This is a genomic window from Vibrio ouci (assembly GCF_004551525.1).
GTDB classification, from domain to species: Bacteria; Pseudomonadota; Gammaproteobacteria; order Enterobacterales; family Vibrionaceae; genus Vibrio; species Vibrio ouci.
Genome location: NZ_SATR01000056.1, coordinates 1 through 17,759, shown reverse-complemented (window position 1 = coordinate 17,759; position 17,759 = coordinate 1). Strand labels below are relative to the sequence as shown.

Below are 17,759 nucleotides of genomic sequence, written 5' to 3'. Positions count from 1 at the left end.
CACGATTAGGTGGCTGGAAGAATACTAAGCGAACGGATCGCGCTTCTATAAAGACGTTATGGCAAGGATGGTTTAGGCTGCAAACCATCCTTGAAGGGTATGAACTGGCTAAGTCTCTTGATTCACTAGACTTGTGATCAAGAGACAGTCCATTGGATGCCCTTTTTGATTTTCAAAGCGAGTAATCTTATTACGCTTGCTTAGCTTCTACCGCTTGGTAGATGCTCTCTTCAATCGTTAAGCGTACTTCAGGGTAGAGCATTGAGTAGAGTAGCGAAGCCAGCTGCTCACTCTTAGCACCGTCACAGTTACCATCAACATCAAGGTAGGCTTGCTGTTTAAGAGTGGTAAACAGTGCAGAGAATACCCCTTTGTCGAAGAACTCAGGCGCATTAATACCATGTAGGCGACCAAGTCGCTGAGCGATATCTTGGCTCTTAAGCTCTAAGTCAGATTTACCCAGTTCAGGGTTTGCTACCAACAGATTCAGTGCAATTGAGTAGCGCTGCAGAGTTTCCGTGATGGTACGACCGAGCAGAACAAGCACTTGGCTGTTAGCCGTGTTGATTGACACTTGCTGTTCACTATTAATTGTCACTAAGCCTTGGCCAGCCAGCTCTTCAATATACGCTTCGGTGAGCAGAGCTAAGTTTTCTTGCTCAACACTCAAGAACAGTTCTTGTTTCAAGAATGGATACACCAAAGCCACATTCTGCTGGATCTGCGCCAGTGATAGCTGTTGGTGACGCACAAGCATCTGGGCAATCAACGACGGCAGGGCCAGTAGGTGAATGATGTTGTTACGGTAGTAAGTCATCAAGATCGATTGGTTACGATCGAGAGAGACGATATCACCCATACTGTCCGCTTCGAGCATGAACTTATCTAGTGATTCTGCGTGCTTAACCAAAGATTCAGCATCATCTTGCGGCACGGTATAAGTCGATGAATACGGGACATTTTTCAGAATCGAAAGGTAGCAGTCGATCTGATTGACTAAGCTGTCACGAGAGAGCGCGCGTTGACGAGAAGCAAGCAGGGCAGTGGCACACAGTGTTAGTGCGTTGGTTGCTGCCGCGTCATTAATGTGCGTCATCATCTTAGTGGCAAGATCGTTGACCACAGGGTTTAACCATTGTGGTTTGCTAGAGCCCATAGGGTCGATATCTTTGGTCCACTCAGGTGCTTGCTCATTGAGGTATTGGTTAAGCGGAATTGGCTCACCGAAGTTCACGTAGCCTTGACCAAAGTTACGTAGCTTACGAATAGTACGCAGCACTAAACTCGCGTTCTCTTTCTCTTTGCGCTTACCACGTAGCTCTTTGGCGTAAGTCGCGACTTCCATCACGTGCTCATAGCCAATGTAGACAGGCACTAGCGTCACAGGGCGGTTAAGGCCACGCAGCATCGCCTGAATTGTCATCGCCAGCATACCCGTTTTTGCTTGGAGCAAACGACCAGTACGTGAACGACCACCTTCACTGAAGTATTCCACTGAATAACCTTTAGCAAATAGCTCGGCTAGGTATTCACGGAAGATCGTCGAGTAAAGTTTGTTGCCTTTAAAGCTACGACGGATAAAGAACGCACCGCCACGACGGAAGATAGGTCCTGCAGGGAAGAAGTTGAGGTTGATACCTGCAGCGATATGCGGTGGCACCATACCTTCACGGTATAGAACATAAGAAAGCAGCAAGTAGTCCATGTGGCTACGGTGACAAGGTACGTAGACAATCTCATGACCATCTTGAGCCAGTTTACGCACAGTCGCGGCGTTAGTGATGTTCAAACCTTGATAGATACGGTTCCACAGCCAACCCAGCAGACGTTCACCATTTTTAATCAGTGAGTAAGAGAAGTCAGCGGCAATCTCATCCATGATCGCTTGCGCTTCTTTACGCGCTTTCTCTATCGGAATGTTTTTCGCTTTTGCTTCATCTTCAATCGCTTTTTCAATCGCTTTTGACTGCATTAAGCGATCAAACAAAGCTTGGCGACTTGGTAAGTTAGGGCCTGATGCGGCGAGCTTCTGACGCGAGAAGTGAATACGAGCCACGCGTGCCAACTTGTGGGCAATTGAAGTATCAGTACCGTGCGAGTCCGCCATGTAACGCAGTGACACCACTGGGCTAATACGCACTAAACAATCACGACCAGCCAGTAGCATCGCTTTAGCTTTTTGTGGTCCATTTAATGATTGCAGATATGGCTTTTGCTGCGACTCTTTACCCGGCTTACGGCCCCACAAAACCGTCGTTGGAATGACTTGAACATCCAACTCGCTATCGAATTTGTGTAGTTCTAGCAGATCAGAGAATTGCGAGATCGAGTCGCTAGGGACATCTTGGTCATTGCCCATCACCGTTTGGCGAGAAGAGGTGAAAACGTAGCGGTTAAATTGCTTACCGTTGATTTCCACAGCTTCAAGTGGATCAGGTAGACCTAATTTTATCACCTGAGCTTGCAGCGCGAGTAAGTCGACATCTGAGCGGTATGGCAAAGCGTAGACAATAGGCTTGTTTATATCAATGCTATGATCTTCAATAGGGTTTGAAGGAATTGTGGTTCCTTTCACTAACACTGACATCGGCAGTTTTAGCAAGGAACGCGATAACATTCGTCCAGAAGACATAAGGTTCTTAGCCTCGAAATAGATGTTTTGCATAAGCGCATTTCCATTTCTCTAACTATAGAAGTGGGAATGCACCCAAGCGGGTATTTTTATAGCCGGCAAGGATAACAGAAACTGGTCGAACCTTTTACTTATAATTGATTATGAAAACATCAATCTTTGTTCTGAATGAATTGTTTGCTAAATAAAATAGAGAAAAGAGCTTGAAGCCAAAAACGACACATGGATTTAAACGGCTGAGAAATGCCACCCGCTACTCATGCCAAGGATTAAAAGCCGCGTTTAAACATGAGCCTGCTTTTCAAGAAGAAATTATCCTTGCATCCCTAATGATTCCCGCTGCATTTTTTATTGCTGACAGCCAGCTTGAGCGCATTCTGCTGATCGCGACAGTGATGATGGTGTTAATTGCGGAGTTGTTCAATAGTGCCATTGAAGCTGTGGTTGATCGGGTTAGTGAGGAGCAGCATCCGCTATCTGGACGAGCCAAAGATATCGGCTCTGCAGCGGTCATGGTTACCATGTTGTTGGCGGGTTACACCTGGCTAGAAATCCTATTTTTCTAAACTCACCAAAAAACAATCAATTGGCTTTTCATTTAACCAATTACTGGATATACTCACAGTTAACTGTATAAAAAGACAGGTGACTTATGAAGCCGTTAACGCCCCGCCAACAACAAGTTTTTGACCTGATCAAAAACAAAATTGAATCGACTGGTATGCCGCCAACTCGTGCTGAAATTGCACGTGAACTCGGCTTCCGTTCAGCAAATGCTGCTGAAGAACATTTAAAAGCGCTTGCTCGTAAAGAAGCGATTGAAATCATTCCTGGTGCCTCTCGTGGTATTCGTATCTTGCTAGAAGATGCTGCCAACGATGAAGAAGGTTTACCATTGATTGGTCAAGTAGCCGCAGGTGAGCCGATCCTTGCTCAAGAGCACGTAGAGACACATTACCAAGTCGACCCGGGGATGTTTAAACCACAAGCGGACTTCTTACTGCGTGTTAACGGTGAGAGTATGAAAGACATCGGTATTATGGATGGCGATTTACTTGCAGTGCATAAGACACAAGATGTTCGTGATGGACAGGTTGTAGTCGCACGCGTTGATGATGACGTAACGGTGAAGCGTTTAGAGCGTAAAGGCTCAACGGTATTACTGCATGCAGAAAACGAAGAGTTTGCACCAATTAAAGTGGATTTGACCAGTCAGCACCTAGCGATTGAAGGTTTAGCTGTTGGCATTATTCGCAACACAGATTGGATGTAATCTCTGTTTGAGATAAGTTCTCACTTGTTGATTTTGTAATTGATATTCATTATCATCTACTTTCTGGCTACAGAAGGAAGATGATAATGGCCGCCAATCAAACATCAGCTAAACATCGCTATCAAATACCCAGTAATTTACTGAAACCCTTATGGCTTCGTAGCCGTGAAAGTTTGGTTGATAATGGCTTGGTGTATGACCCTATCGCTGCCCGCGCGTGTCAGCGTTGCCAATTAGCACCTGAGTGCTTTTCTGGTGACATTGACCAAAAACAGCTCCTTCACGCCACCCTTACCCAATTGTGCGATCAGCACGTTTCCGACTTTATCAAGCGTAACCCTGATGGTTGGATCGTTAATGTTGGTGCTGGATTAGATACCCGCTTTTACCGCGTTGATAATGGTCGTTGTCATTGGCTCGAACTCGATGTCACTGAAAACCTACTTTGGCGCCAAAAACTGTTCCACAATAGTGAGCGCTACCACCATGTCTGCGGTAGTGTTGATGATCTAAGTTGGCTTGAGCAGTTACCAGTGCCAGAAAAAACTCCTGTGATGATCGTATGTGAGCATGCATTACTCGATTGTTCAGAAAAACAGGTAGCGAAGTTCATTCAGGCTTTGGGCTGTCATATTGATAGCGCTCGTGCCTGTATCGTTTTAGCCGGTGATCTTACCCATACCAAACTCGGCCAGAAACTTGGCTCTGATCACTATGGTCACGGTTATAGCGCGCCGGGCGAGGCGATGCTGGGTTATTTACCATGGGCACGCTGGGCAAAGACCTACCAACCTTTAGAGCAAAACTGCGGACGATGGAAGCTTTGGCAGCGCTGGATCAACAAAGTTAACTTCTTAAAACAACGTTTAACACCAGTAGTGGTTCAGCTTCGTTGGTGATCCCGTTACACTTGCCATTCAATCTTTATTCGAGTGGCAACGTGCAAATACTTCAGACTCTCTCCAATCGCGATGTGCACAAACAAGTGCTACTGCTCGCGATCCCTATGGTTCTCTCTAACATTACTGTTCCGCTGTTGGGCTTGGTCGATGCTGCGGTGATCGGTCACCTTGACCACGCTTGGTATCTAGGTGGTGTGGCACTGGGAAGCACGATGATCAGTGTGACCTTTTGGCTACTCGGATTTCTACGCATGTCGACCACTGGCCTAACGGCGCAATCTTACGGTGCGACTAATAAGCATCAATTGGGGCTGGTCTTTACTCAAGGGATGGCGATGGCTTTGGGCTTCGCTGGGTTGTTTCTCTTATTCCACCAAGCAATCGCTGACTGGGTATTTAGCTTTAGTGATGCCAGTGACAAGGTAAAACACTACGGAGAGCAATATTTCTCAATTCGCGCTTGGAGTGCGCCAGCGGCATTGGCCAACTTTGTTTTACTCGGCTGGCTACTTGGGACACAAAATGCCAAAGCACCAATGTGGATGGTGATCATTGCCAACGTGACCAACATAGCGCTAGATGTGCTGTTTGTGATTGGCTTTGGTTGGAAAGTTGAAGGTGCGGCGCTGGCTTCCGTCATTGCCGACTATACCGGGATGAGCTTTGGTCTGTGGTGTGTATGGCGCAAGTGGCATCAAGATAATTTGCCACCAGTACTTGGCTTAATTAAAGATACCACCAATGGCCTCAGCCGATTTGTAAAGCTTAACCGCGACATCTTTCTGCGCTCACTGTGTCTGCAAATGACCTTTACCTTTATGACCTTCCAAGGTGCCAGCTTTGGTGATGAGATTGTCGCAGCTAATGCGGTATTGATGAGCTTCTTGATGATGATCTCCTACGGTATGGATGGTTTTGCCTACGCGATGGAAGCAATGGTGGGTAAAGCGATTGGTGCCAAGGACCGCAATCAGCTTAATCAATCATTGATTGGTACCTTCTTCTGGAGTTTGGTGATTTGTATCGGACTGACCATCGCCTTTGCGTGTGCCGGATCGAGCCTGATCAGCTTGATCACGGACATTGAAAGCGTTCATGCCATTGCACTCAGTTATTTGCCTTGGCTGGTGGCAATGCCACTTATCTCGATGTGGTGCTTTCTACTTGATGGCATTTTTGTCGGTGCGACCAAAGGCAAAGAGATGCGCAACAGTATGTTTTTCTCTACCTGTGCCTTCTTTATTATCTTTTACTTCGCAATGGGCTGGGGTAACCATGCGCTGTGGTTGGCAATGTTGAGCTTTATGGCAATGCGAGGCGTGACACTGGGTTTGATATTAACTCGCCAGTGGCGCAGAGGAGAGTTCCTCGTTTAATAGATGATTGTTAATGATGAACCGGGCTATAGGCCCGGTTTTTTTGTTTATCGAGGTCATTATTACGCATGTGTAAAAATGATTTTCGATTTAATGGGATTATCATTTTCTGTGAAACGCCTAAAATGGCAACCAACAAAACGACGCAGAAGTGAGACGAAAGCTCTACTACGCTTACTACGTCATCTTAAATACCTATTTGAAGGAAACATCCAATGACACTTGAACTCAAACCAGGTCAAACTCATATCCAATCAAAAGCAATGGTTGCTTGGGCAGCTGGCGAACCTCTAAAGCGTGAAACGGTTGATGTTGAACTACCTAAAGCAGGTGAAGTTCTTGTTCGTATCGTAGCGACTGGTGTTTGTCACACTGACGCTTTCACACTATCTGGTGACGATCCAGAAGGTATCTTCCCTTCGATTTTAGGTCATGAAGGTGGCGGTATTGTTGAAATGGTTGGTGAAGGCGTGACTAGCGTTGAAGTTGGTGACCACGTTATCCCACTTTACACAGCAGAATGTGGCGAATGTAAGTTCTGTAAGTCTGGTAAAACTAACCTTTGTCAGGCAGTTCGTGAAACTCAAGGTAAAGGCCTAATGCCAGATGGCACGAGCCGTTTCTCTATCAACGGTGAGCCAATTTACCACTACATGGGTTGTTCAACTTTCTCTGAGTACACAGTACTACCAGAAATCTCACTAGCGAAAGTAAACAAAGAAGCGCCACTTGAAGAAGTTTGTCTTCTAGGCTGTGGTGTGACGACTGGTATGGGTGCGGTACTTAACACAGCTAAAGTTGAAAAAGGCGACACAGTTGCTGTATTCGGTCTAGGCGGTATCGGTCTTTCTGCAATTATCGGTGCTCGTATGGCTGGTGCTAGCCGCATCATCGGTGTAGACATCAACGAAAGCAAATTCGAACTAGCAAAACAGCTGGGTGCGACTGATTGCATCAACCCAATGAAATTCGACAAGCCAATCCAAGACGTTATCGTTGAGATGACTGACGGTGGTGTTGACTACTCATTTGAATGTATCGGTAACGTAAACGTGATGCGTCAAGCACTTGAGTGTTGTCACAAAGGTTGGGGCGAGTCTGTAATCATCGGTGTTGCTGGTGCAGGTCAAGAGATCTCTACTCGTCCATTCCAACTAGTCACTGGTCGTGTATGGCGTGGCTCTGCTTTCGGTGGTGTTAAAGGCCGTTCAGAACTTCCAGAAATCGTAAATCGTTACATGGCAGGTGAATTCGGACTGCAAGAGTTCATCACTCACACAATGGGCCTAGATGACGTAAACGAAGCATTCGAACTAATGCACAAAGGTGAATCTATCCGCACTGTCCTACACATGGATAAGTAATTCACTTAGGTTTCTGATCAATAAACTGTCCAATTGATCAGAGACCGTCTGTTCACCCAGACATCTTTTTCGCCACCTTTCGCCCGGGAGGTGGTGCTATTCCCTTTGTTAAGAGTGTCTTTACCTGTGCGCTTTTACCAAAGTGAATGCCTTTTAATTGAACCGTCAGCTTTATGGAGCCTATTCAATGACTATCGAAAATATTAGCCAAGCCAAAGTTGCTGGTGGTTGGCACAAACAATACACACATGACTCTGTAACGCTGAACTGCAATATGCGCTTTGCGATCTTCTTGCCGCCAAACGCATCGAAAACCAAGCCAGTACCGGTTCTTTATTGGTTATCAGGTTTAACTTGTACCGATGAAAACTTCATGCAAAAAGCAGGCGCCTTCCGCCGAGCTGCAGAATTAGGTATTGCCATTGTGGCACCAGACACTAGCCCTCGTGGTGAAGATGTCGCTGATGATGAAGGTTACGATCTTGGTCAAGGTGCTGGTTTCTACCTTAATGCGACGCAAGAACCTTGGTCGCGCCACTACCATATGTATGACTACGTGACAGAAGAGTTGCCAGCACTGATCGAAGCTAACTTCCCAGTATCACGCATTAAATCGATCTCTGGTCATAGTATGGGCGGTCATGGTGCGTTAACTATTGGTCTTAAAAATGCTCAGCGTTACCGCTCAATTTCAGCATTTAGCCCGATCAGTAACCCAATGCAATGTCCTTGGGGTCAAAAAGCATTTAACGCTTACTTGGGTAATGACTTTGAAACGTGGAAGCAGTACGACGCAAGTGAACTGCTTAAACAAGCAGAAGCAAAACTACCTATTTTGGTTGACCAAGGTGATGCCGATAACTTCTTAGTCGAGCAACTGAAACCTGAAATGCTTCAAGCCGCGGCGAAAGAGCACGACTCAGACGTGGAAGTTCGTATTCAGCCTGGTTACGACCACAGCTACTACTTCATCTCTAGCTTTATTGATGAGCACCTAGAGTTTCACGCTGCTTACTTAAATCAGTAACTCGCATTCATTGATGAGCCTGCGCTTAATCGGTGCAGGCTTTTTTGTGCCTAAAAACAGCCCTTGCCGCGTAAAATTAATAATAGGAAGTCGTATTATGAGTTGGTTTTTCTTACTAATGGGCGTGATAGCCGAAGCGCTTTCACACGTTGCACTAAAAGCAACGGATGGATTTAGCCTTTCTAAGCCGCTGCCTGCTGTAATGGTCATTGCGGGTCACTTAGCTGCTTTTCTGTTTTTAGGCCAAGCGATGAAGGATTTACCAGTTGGTATTGTCCATTCATTATGGGCTGGATTGGCGATTGTCACCGTTAGCTTAATATCGACCTTTGTTTATCGCCAACATCTTGATACTACTGTCTGGGTCGGTATGTTACTGATTGCCGCAGGAGTGGTATTGATTAACCTCTCTCAAGGCCATAGTCATTAACGTGCTTACAGACAAAAAAGCCGCACTTTATCCAGTGCGGCTTTTTTAGTTTGTGACAATATTTAGAACAGGCGATTTAAGCCATTCAACGCCGCAACACGGTACGCTTCCGCCATAGTTGGGTAGTTGAACGTGGTGTTAACGAAGTACTCGATGGTATTCGCTTCGCCTTTTTGCTCCATGATCGCCTGACCGATGTGAATGATCTCAGCGGCACGCTCACCGAAACAGTGAATACCAAGAATCTCTTTGGTTTCGCGATGGAATAGAATCTTCAAGCTGCCAATGTCTTTGCCTGCAATCTGCGCGCGAGCAAGGTGCTTGAACGAAGAACGGCCGACTTCATAAGGCACTTTCGCTGCGGTAAGCTCCTGTTCCGTTTTACCGACTGAGCTGATTTCTGGAATGGTGTAGATGCCGGTTGGAATATCTTCAATAAGATGGCCTTCAGCTTGGCCCTTATTAATTGCTTGAGCAACAAATCGACCTTGGTCATAAGCGGCACTTGCGAGGCTAGGGTAGCCAATCACATCACCCACTGCGTAGACATGGTCAACTTCAGTTTGATAGTTACCATCGACTTTTAGTTGGCCGCGCGAATCCGCTTCTAGGCCGACAGCCGCTAGGTTTAATTTATCTGTGTTACCAGTACGGCCATTGGCGTAAAGAATACAGTCGGCGCGCATTTTCTTGCCAGATTCTAGGTGAACAATCACGCCATCTTCAGTGCCTTCAATCTTCTCAAACGTTTCATCATTGCGAATCACCACACCACTGTTCCAGAAGTGATAGGAAAGCGCATCTGACACTTCGTTGTCTAAGAACGCAAGTAATCGGTCACGCGTATTGATCAGGTCTGTTTTTACCCCTAAACCACGGAAGATTGAAGCGTATTCACAACCGATGACCCCTGCACCATAGATAATGATATGTCTAGGATCGTGTTTAAGGCTTAAGATCGAGTCGCTGTCATAGATACGTTCGTGGGTGAAGTCAACGCCTTCAGGCTGATATGGACGCGAACCAGTAGCAATGACAAAGCGGTCTGCGCTGTAAGTCTCTTCAGTACCATCGCTTTGCATAACGGCAATGGTGTACTTATCAATAAAACGCGCCGCACCAAAAATCAGTGAGCACTGGTTACGATCATAGAAGCCTTGGCGTAGACGAGTTTGCTTATCGATGACAGATTTAGCATGACCAAGGATATTCGAGAAGGTTGAATGTAGGCTGGTATTGTTATGACAGAACAGAGGGTTGTTATTGAATTCGATAATACGGCTAACTGCGTGGCGAAGTGCTTTTGAAGGGATGGTACCCCAGTGAGTACAACCACCACCGACGCTGCTCTCTTTTTCCACAATGGCGACATTTAGCCCTGCTTTGGTTAATCCCATCGCTGCCCCTTCACCACCAGGGCCACTACCAATAACGATTACATCAAAGTGGTTACTCTCCACCATAGCTTCTTCCTTGTTATATTGTCTTAACATTGCTGTAGCGAGATTTTAACTGATTCCGATGCGGCGTACACCAAAAGCACACTAGAGAGTCGGCGGGATCACGTAGAATCAAGCAAATAGATTAAAGGGTATGTCGTATGTCTCTAATTAAGAGCGAAAAGATTGAAAAATCAACGGAACTCGGTTTAATTGCCTCTCGATCGTCAAAGCGAGAGATTTTGGGTTATCTCCTTAAGTCAATCGTTGTATATTAATGATCATCGAAGTACGAAGTAGAAAACGAATATGAAATCCATGGGAATCCGAGCACAGCAGAAAGAGAAAACACGTCGTTCTTTGATTGATGCTGCGTTCAGCCAACTCAGTGCTGATAGAAGTTTTTCAAACTTAAGTTTACGTGAAGTCGCACGTGAAGCAGGCATTGCTCCTACCTCATTTTATCGCCATTTTAAGGATATGGATGAGCTAGGTCTAACCATGGTAGATGAAGGTGGTTTGCTGCTGCGTCAGTTGATGCGCCAAGCTCGCCAACGCATTGTCAAAGAGGGCAGTGTGATTCGTACTTCGGTCGAAACTTTTATGGAGTTTATTGAAAGTAGCCCTAACGTGTTCCGACTATTATTACGTGAGCGCTCGGGTACTTCATTTGAGTTTCGTACTGCGGTTGCAAGAGAAATGCAGCACTTTGTGGCCGAGATGACCGAATACCTGATCAGCACAGGTATGGCTCGTGATGAAGCGTTTACCCAAGCGGAAGCGTCAGTCACTTTAGTTTTCAGTTCTGGCGCGGAAGCGTTGGATCTTGGTGGGCATGAGCGAGATGAACTTGCCGAACGCCTAATAATGCAATTGCGAATGATAGCCAAAGGGGCTTTCTGGTATCGCAAAGAACGTGAACGTAACCGATTAAAAGGTGGGATAGATTAATGTCGAATGAAATAAACCAAGTTAATCGTGGTTCTGAGAAAAAAACGCTAGTACTGGCACTGGTTGCGGGTATGTGTGGTGATGCAATGTTGTCTTGGCTGACAATGAGCGAAGTTTCTTTCTCTATTTTTCCACTGATTGCGCTTGTTCTGTCAGTACAAGCTCTTTATCAAGAATACCTAAACAACCCTGTATCTGAAGATATTCCGCTCGTTGGCCTAGCGTGTTTCTTCGTTGGTGCCTTTGGCCATTCTGCCTTTATCAAGGCGCAGCACCCAGACGCTGGCTCAAACATGTTAGCCATCTTTATCACTCTAGGCTTACTAGTGTGGGTGGCGAAGAAGTTAGGTTTCTTAACCCCATCTTCTGAAAAAGCACAATCTTAAGCTTTAAAAATGCCGAAATAAAAAACGAGCCAAATGGCTCGTTTTTTACTTTGAGTAGTTACGCTTTGCGCTCTAGCAGTACGCCCGCTTCCATGTGATGGGTGTAAGGGAACTGGTCAAATAGAGCAAATCGCGTCACCTTATGCGTTTCGCACAGAACATCTAAGTTCTCTTTTAGCGTTTCTGGGTTACAAGAGATGTACATAATGCGCTCGTAACCTTGAACCATCTTACAAGTATCGATATCCATACCCGCACGTGGTGGATCAACGAAAATGGTATTGCAGTTGTAGCTCTTAAGATCGACACCAGCCTCCTGTAGACGACGGAACTCACGTTTACCTTCGATAGCTTCGGTGAACTCTTCTGCCGAAAGACGTAGGATTTGTACGTTATCAATCTTGTTCGCCGCGATATTGTATTGCGCAGAAACGACAGAAGGCTTCGCTAGCTCTGTCGCAAGTACGCGGTCAAAGTTTTGTGCTAGTGCCAGTGAGAAGTTACCGTTACCACAGTACAGCTCTAACAGATCGCCCGTACTTTCTTGAGTACAATCAACCGCCCACTCAAGCATCTTTTCAGCAACCTTACCATTTGGCTGAGTAAAGCTGTTTTCCACTTGTTGGTAGATGTATGGCTTACCGTTTACATCGAGCTTCTCGATCACGTAGTCACGATCTAACACAATCTTCATCTTACGTGCGCGGCCAATGATATTGAGGTTAAAGCCTTCATCGTTTAGGCGCTGTTTAAGTGCCTTAGCATTTTCCGTCCACTCATCATCAAGCTGACGATGATAAAGCAGTGACACTAAGATCTCGCCACTTAGCGTTGAAAGGAAATCGACTTGGAACAATTTACGACGCAATGAATCATTGTCTTTCATTGCATCAACTAGCAGTGGCATTAGGTCGTTGATAAGACGGCTTGCTGCTGGGAACTGGTCTACACGGTATTTTTCACGCGTCTCTTGGTTAAACATGATGTAGTAAAGGTCTTCACCTTCATGCCAAACGCGAAACTCTGCGCGCATACGGTAGTGCTGCTCAGGAGATTCAAATACTTCCAACTCAGGTACATTGTAAGATGCGAACATTTCATTAAGACGATCGACTTTGTCAGCCAATTGTTCTTGGTAGGTTTGCGGGTTTACATCAAGAGTCGCCATGATTATTACCTTTGGTTTGGTACCTGTGGAAGGTGTATTTAGTTTAAGAGCGCAGATTTTATTCAATCTCAGCGCTATGTCCAGTATTGTCCGGCCATGTGTTAAAGATAGTGTGTAAAGAGGCAGTTGTGAGCAGTATGAAATGTCTCTAAATGATATAAATCGACAATATTGGCTAGACAAACAACTAATAGCTTAATAACATCATCGCCAAGCTGGTGCTGTCTAGAAGTATAGATGGCTGAAAGGGAATCTGGTGTAAATCCAGAACTGACGCGCAGCGGTAAAAGAGAACGAAAGCTCAATAGGACACTGCATATAGATTTATGTGGGAAGTCGAGTGATTAGGTGGTCAATCCAAGCTCTTAAGTCCGAAGACCTGCCAGCAGCTGTGCAAACACACTGGAAGCAAGACGCTCCATGCTCAGTAGGACTTACGCGAACTAGGATTATAAAAATGAACCGATCTATTTTAGCGATGACAGTGGCATCGCTACTTTCACACGCCTCTTATTCTTATGCCCAAGAAGTCTCCGCGGATGAGACTATGGTAGTCACAGCGAACCGTTTTGAGCAAAGTATCAAAGATGTTATTTCTCCGATTACTATCGTTACCAAAGAAGAGCTAGAACTGTCGCAGGTAAAATCACTGCCAGAAGCGTTACGCTCATTACCGGGTGTACAAGTTAACAGCGTCGGTTTTGGTCAGTACTCCAGTGTCTATGTGCGCGGTAGTTCTTCTCGCCACCTACTTGTTCTAATTAACGGTGTTCGTATTGGTAGTTCAACTGCAGGTGAAGCCAACTTTAGCCAAATTCCGTTAACGGGTGTGGAGCGTATTGAGTTTATTCGTGGTGCACGAGCGGCTCTTTATGGTTCTGATGCCATCTCTGGTGTAATAAACATCGTGACTAACTACCAAGGTGAGAGCATTACCGAGGTAACAGGTGGTATGGGAAGTCATGGCTACTACGAAGCGGGCGTTAATGCAGCGGGTGACCTCAACGAAAGCACTTGGGGCAAAGTAAGTGTCTCTGTTAATGGTGATAGTGGTGCTGTATCTGCACGTACCTCGACAGATACAACACCTTTTGAAGATGATAAAGATGGCTATGATAAAGCGAGTGTTGTTGCGGAGATTGGCCATCAAGTGAATGATGCGCTTCAACTTAGCCTTCAAGGTTATTACCACAAAGGTAACTCTGAATACGACAAGACGGCATGGGACTCTAACTTTGTTAATGTCATTCATCCAAATGCTGAATCAGAGAGTACACTTTATAACTTTGCTGGTAAGGCTAAGTATCTAAATGGAAACTACTTTTCTGAACTTACTCTAGCAGTTAATGCTGATAAAGGCCTTGATAGTAATGATTTGCAAGACGACTCTCGCTTTGAAAGTGAGAGAAACGTTGCGACCTGGCTACATAGCTACCAGCTAACTAATGATTTCACGCTTGCTGGTGGCGTCGAGTGGAATGAAGAGAAGGTTTCTACAACTGAAGGGACTTACATCCAAGAATCTCGTGACAATAAAGCTGCCTTCTTAACTGCGAATTACGTTGTAGAGAAATTTGCGACGGAAGCTAGCGTACGTACCGATGACAATGAAAGTTACGGCCGCAGTAATACATGGCAATTAGGCGCTGCATATAACCTATTAGATGAAATTAAAGCCACAGCTAACGTCGGTACTGGATTTAAAGCACCAACATTTAACGACCTTTACTACCCGGACGCAGGTAACCCTAACCTGCAACCTGAAGAAAGCTTTGGCTATGAGCTTGGTTTTCATGGCTACCATGACTCTGTTGAATGGCAAGTGACGGGCTATAAATCTGAAATTGATCAGTTGATCGCATGGGCTCCTGTTGACCCGAACAATCCGGCAGGCGATTGGATCCCTTCAAACGTGAATAAAGCAGAAATGGATGGTATTGAATCGTCGATTACATTCTATCTAGATAATGTATCAAATACGTTTGGCTACGATTATGTTGATGCGACTGATTCATCTACGGGTAAACAGCTAATCCGTCGCTCTAAGCATGTAGCGCGTTGGAACTTAGGATATCAGTTAAATGCGTGGCAGCTAGATGCGACAGCGGTTTACCGTGGTAAGAGTTATGAAGATGCTGACAATACAAATGAGTTAGAAGCTTTCACTTTAGTTGATTTTGCAGCGAGCTATACATTTAGCGAACAACTGACAGTTCGAGGCCGAATCCATAATGCATTCGATGAAGAGTACACAACACAAGAAACTTATAACACGATGGGGCGTTCATATTACCTGAATGCTACATACGCATTTTAAAGTCTCAAACCGCCTTCGGGCGGTTTTTTCTTATCAATAGAAAAACAGTATGAAAAAGAACGTCATTATTAGCTGGTCGAGCGGCAAGGATTCGACTCTCACTCTCGAAAGATTGATGGACAGCGAGCAATACCAAGTGGTTGGGCTTTATACCACCTATGTAGAAGACGAAGTGCCTTTTCAAGCGACGCCGATATCAGTCGTCGATATGCAAGCTGAGTTATTGGGGCTTCCTCTGATTAAAATCGCGCTGCCCGCAGTGTTTCCATCCAATGAGGTGTATCAATCAACCATCATTAATGCACTCAAAGCTAGTAACCTCAATATTGATGCCGTCGCGTTTGGCGATATGTTTTGCAATGGTATCGAGGCATACCGCCGCAGCTATATTGAACCTGCAGGTTGGGAGTGCGTCTTTCCGCTATTAGGCGAAAGCAGTCGCGAACTTGCCGAAGAGATTATTGAGCGCAGTATTACAACGCTGGTGGTCACAACGGATGGAACGCAGCTGGATTCAAGTTATTGCGGTCAGTGGTATACGCAAGAGTTTATCGACAGCCTACCTGCAAAAGTTGATCCCTGCGGAGAAGATGGGGAGTTTCATACTTTAGTGACTCAAACCCGCAGTTATTCGGGTCGTCTTGAACTTGAATTAATTGGCGTAGAGCATGGCGAACGTTTCAGCCATCAACGCTATCAAGCGAAGAGATTGCCAAATATCGAGCAGTGAGTATCATTGCAGGGTCGAAAGTAAATGAGTGACTCAAGTGTCCAAGCAACAAGCAAAAATCTTAATCTTTGATTCTGGGGTTGGCGGTCTATCTGTCTATCAAGAGATTCAAAGCAAGCTGCCTCAACTTGAGTACCTCTATATCTTTGATAATGAAGCCTACCCGTATGGTGAATTGGACCATGATACCTTGATCGACCGGGTCGATAGATTGGTGACCTCATTAGTTGCTAAGCATCATATCGATCTCGTGGTCATCGCCTGCAATACGGCAAGCACCATTGTTCTGCCAACACTACGCGCTAAACTGACTATTCCAGTGGTTGGCGTTGTTCCAGCTATCAAGCCAGCATCGAACTTAGCCAATAAAGCTGTGGGTCTGATTGCGACTCCGGCGACTGTAACACGTCCGTATACCCATGACCTGATCCGAGACTTCTCGCAAAGCAAACCTGTAGAGCTATTAGGCTCGACTCGCTTAGTCGATATCGCAGAAGAGAAGTTGAGAGGAAAGGCGGTCGATTTGGCCGAGTTAAAACAAATACTCGCAACAATCGAAAATAAAGTAGATGTCGCTGTACTGGGCTGCACGCATTTCCCGTTAATTAAGCAAGAGATTCAAGAGGTACTGACAGAACGTGTGTTGTTGGTAGATTCTGGGGAAGCGATAGCAAGAAGAGTTGAAGATTTACTTGAGACGACGGGCGAGCAAGAAAAGCGTGGGAAGCGAGAGATTTTCTCAACAGCTCCCCCTTGGGAAGAGGGAGCGTTAAATAAGGCATTACACCAGCTCGGCTTTAGTCCTGTTCAACATTATCCGATTGCGATTTAGGATCGTTGGCGATACGTACCTTTAAAGTGCGTTGCATGTAGTCTTTTTCATTTAAAGCATCGATCACGGTTTGAGCATCAGTTGCTGCCATTACCACAAATCCAAAGCCTCTTCTTTTACCTGTGCGTTTATCTTTCATTAAGCGCACTGCAAAGACTTCACCATGTTTAGCAAACAACTCTTTTACGTGTGACTCGTTTGCCTTATATGGCAGATTGCCTACATACAATGTTTTAGTGGATGGATCGTTAGGTTGTTCCTGCTCAATAGTGGTGTTCGAAAGTTTAAGAATAAAAGCGGAAGCAAAAACACCCAGAACAAAGCTTAATGCAGGCGACACGGCAACCTGCGAAAAGATGATTCCACCTAATACAGCTAAGGCGACAATCATTAAGGTCGATTTGTTTGAACTCATATTAGAATACAACTTTTAGGTTTGAAGAAAAATTAGGTCTACTGTTAACAAAATAGACACAGGGATCTTACGTATATGGTTGTTGTTTTTCCAACGTATTGATGTGACATGACTCAAATGTTGAAATTTTATTCTATTTTTAATGATTTGATTTCTTTTTGAGCAAACGGAAATTAATTTCAAAAAAACACTTGTCATCCTCTCAGACCTCCCTATAATGCCGCTCCATCGACACGGAGTGAGACGAACGTCACACACCGAGTTGAAACGAGAGAAAAGAAAGTTTGAAAAAATGCTTGACTCTCAAAATGGGAAGCGTAAGATACGCACCCCTAACGACGCAGCGCTGAGCGAGGCGGAAGTTAGAAAAAGCTCTTTAAAAATATAGACCTATCAATCTGTGTGGGCACTCGTTGATGATAATCCAATTAGATACTTCGGTATCAAATTAGGTTTCAATGAAACGAAGTGACCAAACGAGATTAGCTTTCTTTGTAAAAGGAAACTTAGTCTTGGC

The 17,759-nt window shown here is 45.2% G+C and carries 16 protein-coding genes and 1 riboswitch; of the genes, 12 read left to right on the top strand and 4 right to left on the bottom strand.

Annotation, left to right across the window (positions count from 1 at the left end; genetic code table 11):
- Positions 1–190: 190 nt before the first annotated feature.
- Entirely contained in the window at positions 191–2,632 is a 2,442-nt protein-coding gene (gene plsB / locus ELS82_RS21475) for a glycerol-3-phosphate 1-O-acyltransferase PlsB (RefSeq protein ID WP_134837272.1), read from the bottom strand.
- A 203-nt stretch (positions 2,633–2,835) separates the two neighbouring features.
- Between plsB and ELS82_RS21470 the strand changes: the two genes are divergently transcribed.
- From ELS82_RS21470 to ELS82_RS21440, 7 genes are all read left to right on the top strand, one after another.
- Positions 2,836–3,198 (top strand): diacylglycerol kinase, encoded by a 363-nt coding sequence (locus ELS82_RS21470; RefSeq protein WP_134837271.1) that lies wholly within the window; start codon positions 2,836–2,838, stop codon positions 3,196–3,198.
- Positions 3,199–3,284: 86 nt separating this feature from the next.
- Positions 3,285–3,905 (top strand): transcriptional repressor LexA, encoded by a 621-nt coding sequence (lexA, locus tag ELS82_RS21465; protein ID WP_053441699.1) that lies wholly within the window; start codon positions 3,285–3,287, stop codon positions 3,903–3,905.
- An 86-nt stretch (positions 3,906–3,991) separates the two neighbouring features.
- Complete coding sequence (locus tag ELS82_RS21460; protein ID WP_134837270.1) at positions 3,992–4,804, top strand: class I SAM-dependent methyltransferase; 813 nt, start codon at positions 3,992–3,994, stop codon at positions 4,802–4,804.
- Positions 4,805–4,845: 41 nt separating this feature from the next.
- Positions 4,846–6,183: an MATE family efflux transporter DinF gene (gene dinF / locus ELS82_RS21455; RefSeq protein WP_134837269.1), complete on the top strand. Its 1,338-nt coding sequence runs from the start codon at positions 4,846–4,848 to the stop codon at positions 6,181–6,183.
- A gap of 215 nt (positions 6,184–6,398) precedes the next feature.
- Positions 6,399–7,547, top strand: a complete 1,149-nt coding sequence (locus ELS82_RS21450) for an S-(hydroxymethyl)glutathione dehydrogenase/class III alcohol dehydrogenase (RefSeq protein WP_053441702.1) — start codon at positions 6,399–6,401, stop codon at positions 7,545–7,547.
- A 187-nt stretch (positions 7,548–7,734) separates the two neighbouring features.
- The gene (gene fghA, locus ELS82_RS21445; protein WP_134837268.1) at positions 7,735–8,574 is read left to right on the top strand and encodes an S-formylglutathione hydrolase; all 840 of its coding nucleotides are present in this window, start codon (positions 7,735–7,737) and stop codon (positions 8,572–8,574) included.
- 97 nt (positions 8,575–8,671) lie between these two features.
- Entirely contained in the window at positions 8,672–9,004 is a 333-nt protein-coding gene (locus ELS82_RS21440; protein WP_134837267.1) for a DMT family transporter, read from the top strand.
- Between the two features lie 62 nt (positions 9,005–9,066).
- Here the strand turns inward: ELS82_RS21440 and sthA are convergent, their stop codons facing one another.
- A complete protein-coding gene (gene sthA / locus ELS82_RS21435) occupies positions 9,067–10,497 on the bottom strand; it encodes a Si-specific NAD(P)(+) transhydrogenase (protein WP_134837266.1) in 1,431 nt (476 codons plus the stop codon).
- 255 nt (positions 10,498–10,752) lie between these two features.
- Between sthA and fabR the strand changes: the two genes are divergently transcribed.
- Together fabR and ELS82_RS21425 are read left to right on the top strand one after the other, a co-directional pair.
- Complete coding sequence (gene fabR, locus ELS82_RS21430) at positions 10,753–11,394, top strand: HTH-type transcriptional repressor FabR (protein ID WP_004417952.1); 642 nt, start codon at positions 10,753–10,755, stop codon at positions 11,392–11,394.
- Positions 11,394–11,780, top strand: coding sequence for a YijD family membrane protein (locus ELS82_RS21425; protein ID WP_134837265.1), 387 nt, complete (start codon positions 11,394–11,396; stop codon positions 11,778–11,780). Before fabR ends, ELS82_RS21425 begins: the two co-directional genes overlap by 1 nt.
- Positions 11,781–11,838: 58 nt before the next feature.
- On the opposite strand, the gene trmA is transcribed toward ELS82_RS21425, so the two are convergent.
- Positions 11,839–12,948: a tRNA (uridine(54)-C5)-methyltransferase TrmA gene (gene trmA, locus ELS82_RS21420; protein WP_134837264.1), complete on the bottom strand. Its 1,110-nt coding sequence runs from the start codon at positions 12,946–12,948 to the stop codon at positions 11,839–11,841.
- Positions 12,949–13,147: 199 nt separating this feature from the next.
- A riboswitch (cobalamin riboswitch) is annotated at positions 13,148–13,349 on the top strand.
- A gap of 56 nt (positions 13,350–13,405) precedes the next feature.
- On the opposite strand from trmA, the gene ELS82_RS21415 reads away from it, so the two are divergent.
- Genes ELS82_RS21415 through murI form a run of 3 tightly spaced genes read left to right on the top strand, consistent with a single transcriptional unit; the run spans position 13,406 to position 16,827 of the window.
- Positions 13,406–15,265 (top strand): TonB-dependent receptor domain-containing protein, encoded by a 1,860-nt coding sequence (locus ELS82_RS21415; protein ID WP_134837263.1) that lies wholly within the window; start codon positions 13,406–13,408, stop codon positions 15,263–15,265.
- Positions 15,266–15,314: 49 nt separating this feature from the next.
- Positions 15,315–15,995: a Dph6-related ATP pyrophosphatase gene (locus ELS82_RS21410; protein ID WP_134837262.1), complete on the top strand. Its 681-nt coding sequence runs from the start codon at positions 15,315–15,317 to the stop codon at positions 15,993–15,995.
- A 28-nt stretch (positions 15,996–16,023) separates the two neighbouring features.
- Positions 16,024–16,827 carry a glutamate racemase gene (murI, locus tag ELS82_RS21405; RefSeq protein WP_167489442.1) on the top strand — a complete coding sequence of 268 codons (804 nt, stop codon included), beginning with the start codon at positions 16,024–16,026 and terminating at the stop codon, positions 16,825–16,827.
- Here the strand turns inward: murI and ELS82_RS21400 are convergent.
- Positions 16,793–17,242 (bottom strand): RNA recognition motif domain-containing protein, encoded by a 450-nt coding sequence (locus ELS82_RS21400; protein ID WP_134837260.1) that lies wholly within the window; start codon positions 17,240–17,242, stop codon positions 16,793–16,795. The two genes, murI and ELS82_RS21400, sit on opposite strands and share 35 nt — an antisense overlap.
- Between the last annotated feature and the right edge of the window lie 517 nt (positions 17,243–17,759).